Here is a 6,414-nt window from a genome sequence, read left to right as displayed (position 1 = left end):
GGTTAGGGGTGGGGTCTTATCAATTTGTATCCTAACATTACAAAAAAGTGGTGTAATTTCTGCCAATAAGCGTTACTATAATGAGTGCTTAACCAGGGAACTCTGCTACAGTCTATGCCTAGAGCTTCAGTAATTGGATTGGGAAAGTCCGGTGTTGCTACGGCGAGATTGTTGAAACGGGAAGGTTGGGAGGTAGTGCTAAGTGATAGTAACACCTCCTCTAGCCTCCTGAAACAACAACAAGAACTCGCTACCGAGCAAATCACTGTAAAATTGGGGCATTCCCTTGATTTAGATGGCACTGATTTATCTGATTTAATTGTTGTTAGTCCTGGGGTTCCTTGGGATATTCCCGTGTTAGTCCAGGCGCGAGAATTAGGTATTGAAACTATCGGCGAAATGGAATTGGCTTGGCGATATTTACAAGCTTCTCCTTGGGTAGGCATTACTGGAACGAATGGTAAAACCACGACTACCGCTTTAATTGCCGCCATATTTCAAGCCGCCGGATTAAATGCCCCTGCCTGTGGTAATATTGGTTATGCTGCCTGTGAAGTTGCCTTATCTGAAAAACTTCCAGATTGGGTAATCGCAGAAATTAGCAGTTATCAAATAGAATCTTCAGTTACTCTTGCTCCCCGCATCGGAATTTGGACGACTTTTACACCAGACCATCTCCCCCGTCATAAGACTTTAGAAAATTACTACAATATCAAAGCTAAGTTATTAAATCAGTCCCATTTACAAATATTTAATGGTGATGACTCCTATTTAAATAAGATGGGTATCACTCATTGGCCTGATGCTTACTGGACAAGTGTCAAAGGTGAAGATTTTTTACTTAGTGAACAAGGCTTTTATATTGAAGACGGTTGGGTTGTCGAAAAGTTAAAACCCAACTTTAAACCAGAAAGACTTCTCTCAGCCTCGGCTTTGCGAATGGTAGGAGAACATAATCTGCAAAATCTGTTAATGGCTGTTGCTGCGGCGCGGTTAGCAGGAATTGAAACCGATGCTATAGATACTGCAATTCGTAATTTTTCTGGTGTTCCCCATCGTTTAGAACATATTTGCACTTGGGAAGGGATTGATTTTATTAATGATAGCAAAGCCACTAATTATGATGCGGCTGAAGTTGGGTTAGTCTCTGTGAATAGTCCGGCGATTTTGATTGCTGGTGGTGAAGCGAAACCGGGTGATGATACTGGCTGGTTAGCTAAAATTCAAGCTAAAGCGGCGGTGGTGTTATTAATTGGTAGTGCCGCACCCGCATTTGCTCAACGTCTGCAAGCGGTGGGTTATAGTAATTATGAAATTGTGGAAACGATGGATAAGGCTGTTTCTCGGTCAGCAGAATTAGCTCAAGAATATCACGCGTCTGTGGTGCTTTTATCACCAGCTTGTGCGAGTTTTGACCAGTATCCTAATTTTGAGGCCAGGGGTGATGATTTTCGTCAGTTGTGTTTGGCTTGGGTGGGATGAAATATGAGAGGTTCACGCATTGGCGCTAGCCTCTCCCTTTGGGAGAAGGGCGCAAAGTCGCAAAGGAAGAAATTAAAGGTAAAATGTGAAGGGTAAGAATTTATTCTATTTTTATGACTGTGAAATTCGGTAATGAAAAAGATAAGTTAGAGGAAAGCACTAGTATAGAGATAAATCAGGAAGCTGAAGCTGAAAAGGTTCTATGTGATCATTGTCGGCGCACCGCTACGAATGGGATTAAATGTAAGGGAATTTGTGTGGCTGACAATGACTATTAATTCACACTCTCACGCAGAGGGTTAGAGGAGATGCTACACCCCTTCTGATTATACTTTTAATGCCCGCTTTTGTAATTGGATTTCTAGGCGATCGCCTGGCTTCGGTTCCATGACTTTTGTAGTCAAATTATTCTGATTTAGTAAGGCGTTAAACTCTTCGACAGTTCCTTCAGCTTTTAAGAATTTCGTCAGCAAACCTTCAAAGATTACGTCTCCACCCGCAGCTGTGGGAAGCATGATTTGTGGTTGTAACCACTGTGCAACTTCCAATGCACTCTTGCGACCTTTAATGATTGGCAAACCTAAAGGTAATGTCACATCAACTATTGGCGTAATCACTACATCAACCGGGGCAAACTTTTTCACTTCTGGCGAATGCGACCCATGTGGCTCATAGTAAAGTGTCAAACCAGTGCTGACTTCTTTGAGCAAATAACCATTTTCTACTAGGTTATAACCGACTGTGGAGCCAGGAACAGCAGTAATTTCTACCTGCTCATTCAAGTTAAAACTCTCACCATGAGCTAAAGATTTTACAGAAGTATAACCCAAACCCTGTAATAATTTTGCAGCATTGGGAGAAGCCACAGATGGAATTTGGTGGTCAAGCTGCTTCAGGGTTGGTGGATGAGCATGGTCTTCTAAACCTTGAGACAGCAAAATCAGATCAATATTCTCTGGTATGGGGCGTTCTTGTGTGCGGGAACCTCTGAAAAACCAATCCAAATTGCCAAAAGTTAAGGAATCAACCAGCCAAGGGTCAAGTAATATGCGTTGGTTGCCGATTTCTAGTAGCCAACTATTGCTGTCAAACCAAGTTAAGTACATAACTAAATTAAAAATAACACCTACCTTTATTATGGATGGGTTGAAGTGAGTATGGGAGACAAAGCCTGACATTTAAGACCGTAGTTGCGCTACCATATTTGCGGGATTCCAGTAAGCGCGAGTTGTTTTAATCTTACCGACTGCGTTAATTTCAAAAATCGTAATTCCTTCAAAGATAACTGACTTACCTCTCTTACTCACACCTTCCATCGTCCACTTTACCGCCGCCTCATTACCACCAACGAAGATATGCTCAATTTTTGGTTCTAATTTGTCAAAAAATGCTTGTAACTGCCCCATAAACTCGCGATATCCCTCATGTACTTTGGCTGGCGGTTCACCAACTGGGTCATGACTTATAGCATCTTCGGCAAAATTCTCTACCCAGCCTTCTGGATTCATGGCGGCAATGTTAGCAAAATAAGCGGATACAATTGTTTCGATGGGTTCCTGTGACATGATGGGATGCTTTTAGTAATAGGTCACAAACAGTTATTTATTATACAGCTAATTCACGCATTTAGATGAATTTTCTCGATAAAACGGAGACTGGTATCGAGGACGGAAACTCCGGAGAGTCAGTGGAGTCTTAGAAAGAAGAAGCCCTAGAAGTGATTTGGGGAATCCCACGCCTTCCAGGGGTGCGAGAATTTAAAAATATCATAGGTAGTGTAGGAGAAAAACGTGAAAAAAGCGGATCTTGCCAAAATACTCATTTCATCACTCAGTTGCTTAACTGTATTTGTTCCCAGTCAAGCTTCGGCTCAGTTTTTACCACAACCTTGGGTTTCTGTGGGTGAAAAAGATGGTGATGTTACCTATGCTGTAGGAGTGAGAGCTTTAGATTTTGGGGTGGAGTTAGGAAGAGGCCCTGACGGTTCTACTGGCGCAGATGTTTTGAAATTTCTCAGTTTACCAGTGATTTCACCTTATGTAGGAGTTGGTTGGTATTCAGAAGATCAGGGGGTGGCTTTTTCTGGTGGTGTTCAGGCTAGTGCTACCGATAACGTTTTTATCGGTGCTGGTTACAATTCTGTGCGAGGTTTGAACGGACAACTAGGAATAAAATTTTAATTTGTTCGGTTACTAATTGAACAATGAAGCAATACCTCATTTCGTCTTTTTAGGCTAGGTGAGGTATTTTGCTGGTTGGTATAAATATCTGGGAATCTGTTAACGATAAACTTTATTTTTTTCACAAATGTTTCTTAAGGTAGTAGTATAGGCAGTGGTCATTAATATTAATGAACAAACAGAAATGTGGGGATGATAGAGTTAATCTCTCATGACCAGCTACTATGTTTGCAGTACACTGAGAATTTTATTTACTTAACAGGAATATCTTTATGGAGCCAGGATTAAGGTTACTCACTCAATTGGTGATCGAGTTTACACCTGTGATTGTCACCCTCATCCAAAAGCGAACTGAAGAAAGTCTGACTACAAGCAATCTTCAATTTCCTCAAGTAATACAAGAATTCATCCAAACTGTCAATTTACCTCGGCAAAGAGATGGTGTGATTACCGGATTTGAACAACAAAAACTTTTGCAACAAGAATTGGCTGTTTATCAACGTGAAACACAGTTACAAATAGCAACGCAAGCACGAGAAACATCGCTGAAATTGCCGGAAGTTGCCCAAATTTTCGATAACTGGCCTTTGAGGCTGTATCCTTCTCAAATTTTAGATTCTGGGATTAATTCTCAACGTCCCCCGCTGAAAATTTTTCTGGCTCCTCCACAAATTAAGTTTGACCAATTTGACCAGATAAGTCAGGATAATTCGGCAATAGAGCTAATATTGGCTGAAGGTTTACGAGAGTTTCTACACAAACATTATTCGCTCCACAGTCCCATTCGACCCACAGAACTTTTAGCAGGAGCTTGGGATAGTAAACGGTTTCATAGTGAATCGAGTATTAAAGCTTTGTTTGGAATGTTAAAAACAGAGCCGATTTTGATTTTAGAATCGGAACATGATGGGGATTATCTAAATTTCCGCATTGCTTATTGGGGATTAGGTCAGGAAACCTATTACTATAAAACCATTTTTCGGCTACCTTATCGCGAAATTCTCCATGAGTCTGCCAAAAGTCGGGCTTTAGAATGGAGAAAAATTCGGAATGAACTTTTATTAATGGGGGAAGATATCGCCGAAATCAATCATTTAGGCGAAGATAATGTGTTGAATTTAGAAATTTTAGAAAAGTCGGAAAAATGGCAAGCTCAAGGTATTGATATTAGTCAATTATCTTTAAAGTATCAAGTTAATCATCAGGATTTGGCTAAACTTTGCCAGGTGTTAATTAACTGTCATTGTTTAGTTGCTGCTTGGGTAGCTGATGCTTATCACTTAGTTGACGCTGATGTGCCGCCTTTATTACCAGAGGTGCTGCCCAGTTTACTTCAAAATAGTTTTAACTTACAATCTGTACAGGAACTTTTGCGGGTATACGCTACAGGTTACCAAGAAGTTTACCAAGCTCTAGAACATGAGCGTCGTTACTGGGTTCCAGAATTGGCTTTGCAATTAGCCCAAAGTTTATCTCATTTGCCCGATCGCTCTTGGGCGCAGTCACAGGTTGATTACTCGATAAACACATGGTTGGAATTGCGTCAAGTATCCCGCCAGGATTTGATGAATCCTTTCGAGGCGATGCAATCAGCTCTCAAGGTAGAAGACAAGGAATATCTGGAAAAGTTAAAAGCATATTTTATCGCCGTTAGCGATCGCCAAGGGATTTCGGATGTAGATCGGCTTTTAGATGCGATCGCTCATATGCAGCACCAAATTACTCTAGCATCCCCCGCTGTGAGTTATACTCTGAAGGCACATTCGGGGAAAGTTGCATCTGTGGCGATTAGTTCCGATGGCGGAGTTTTAGTCAGTGGCTGTGCAGACAAAACTATTAATATCTGGAATCTTCAGACTGGCAAACAAATTCGCACCCTCACAGATCATAAAGGCGAAGTTTCATCTGTTGCAATTAGCCCTGATAGTAATTTCCTGGCTGTTGGTAGTTGTGAACATCCCAGAAGTAATGTGAGAGTGTGGGACTTAAAAACGGGGAAATTACTGCATACGCTTCTAGGACATCAAAAACCAGTCAATGTAGTCGCAATGAGCCACGATGGGCAGATGCTCGCCAGTGGAAGTAATAAAATCAAAATCTGGAATTTGCATACAGGCGATCGCATTTGTACACTTTGGCATACCTTTGCTGTTCATGCGATCGCTATTAGCCGCGATGGTAAAATCCTTGTCAGTGGTAGTGCTGATAGTAAAATCAGATTATGGAACCCACGCACAGGTGATCCGTTAAGCACCTTCATCGGTCACTCAGGTGAGGTAAAATCAATTGCCATAAGTCCTGATGGACAACTCCTTTTTAGTGGTAGTGCTGACACAACGATTAAAATTTGGCATTTAAATTCAGGTAAACTTCTGCATACATTAAGTAGTCATGCAGATGCGGTGCAATCATTAGCCATAAGTCCTGATGGCAAAACCCTCTTCAGTAGTAGTGCTGACAAAACGATTAAAATTTGGCAACTTTCCACAGGTGAAGTCTTGCAAACTCTAACTGGACATTCCGGAAGTGTAAATGCTATTTCTTTGAGTCCTGATGGTAAGTTACTCGCTAGTGGTAGTGCTGACAAAACGATCAAAATTTGGCAAATATAGCAACCGTGGGAAGCATAAAGTAGGTGGGCGTAAATAAAGTTAACTGGTGGGGGTCGTCATTGGTCATTAGTCACATTGGGAAGTCACAATTTTTCCCCCTGCTCCCTGCTCCCTGCTCCCCTGCTCCCTGCTCCCTGCTC

At 41.5% G+C, this 6,414-nt stretch carries 5 protein-coding genes; 3 read left to right on the top strand and 2 right to left on the bottom strand.

Translation table 11 applies throughout. The features are described 5' to 3' along the window. Nucleotides 1-114: 114 nt before the first annotated feature. Nucleotides 115-1,482 (top strand): UDP-N-acetylmuramoyl-L-alanine--D-glutamate ligase, encoded by a 1,368-nt coding sequence (gene murD, locus AACX33_RS04125; protein ID WP_193999733.1) that lies wholly within the window; start codon nt 115-117, stop codon nt 1,480-1,482. A 326-nt stretch (nt 1,483-1,808) separates the two neighbouring features. On the opposite strand, the gene AACX33_RS04120 is transcribed toward murD, so the two are convergent. Then, complete coding sequence (locus AACX33_RS04120; protein ID WP_193999729.1) at nt 1,809-2,588, bottom strand: MBL fold metallo-hydrolase; 780 nt, start codon at nt 2,586-2,588, stop codon at nt 1,809-1,811. A 72-nt stretch (nt 2,589-2,660) separates the two neighbouring features. Next, a complete protein-coding gene (locus AACX33_RS04115) occupies nt 2,661-3,047 on the bottom strand; it encodes a nuclear transport factor 2 family protein (protein WP_193999727.1) in 387 nt (128 codons plus the stop codon). 225 nt (nt 3,048-3,272) lie between these two features. Between AACX33_RS04115 and AACX33_RS04110 the strand changes: the two genes are divergently transcribed. Together AACX33_RS04110 and AACX33_RS04105 are read left to right on the top strand one after the other, a co-directional pair. Further along, nucleotides 3,273-3,662: a hypothetical protein gene (locus AACX33_RS04110; RefSeq protein ID WP_193999725.1), complete on the top strand. Its 390-nt coding sequence runs from the start codon at nt 3,273-3,275 to the stop codon at nt 3,660-3,662. A 272-nt stretch (nt 3,663-3,934) separates the two neighbouring features. Next, nucleotides 3,935-6,274 (top strand): WD40 repeat domain-containing protein, encoded by a 2,340-nt coding sequence (locus AACX33_RS04105; protein ID WP_193999723.1) that lies wholly within the window; start codon nt 3,935-3,937, stop codon nt 6,272-6,274. The last annotated feature ends 140 nt before the right edge of the window (nt 6,275-6,414 follow it).

The sequence above is a fragment of the Nodularia sp. LEGE 04288 genome, from assembly GCF_963896525.1.
Taxonomy (GTDB): Bacteria; Cyanobacteriota; Cyanobacteriia; order Cyanobacteriales; family Nostocaceae; genus Nodularia.
Note: the sequence above shows the minus strand (reverse complement) of the source record. Positions and strands in the feature narration are given on the sequence as shown.

Excerpts from the sequence above, each read along its gene's own strand:
- AACX33_RS04120 (WP_193999729.1), bottom strand. The coding sequence starts at position 2,588 with ATGTACTTAACTTGGTTTGACAGCAATAGTTGGCTACTAGAAATCGGC.
- AACX33_RS04105 (WP_193999723.1), top strand. The coding sequence starts at position 3,935 with ATGGAGCCAGGATTAAGGTTACTCACTCAATTGGTGATCGAGTTTACA.
- AACX33_RS04115 (WP_193999727.1), bottom strand. The coding sequence starts at position 3,047 with ATGTCACAGGAACCCATCGAAACAATTGTATCCGCTTATTTTGCTAAC.
- murD (WP_193999733.1), top strand. The coding sequence starts at position 115 with ATGCCTAGAGCTTCAGTAATTGGATTGGGAAAGTCCGGTGTTGCTACG.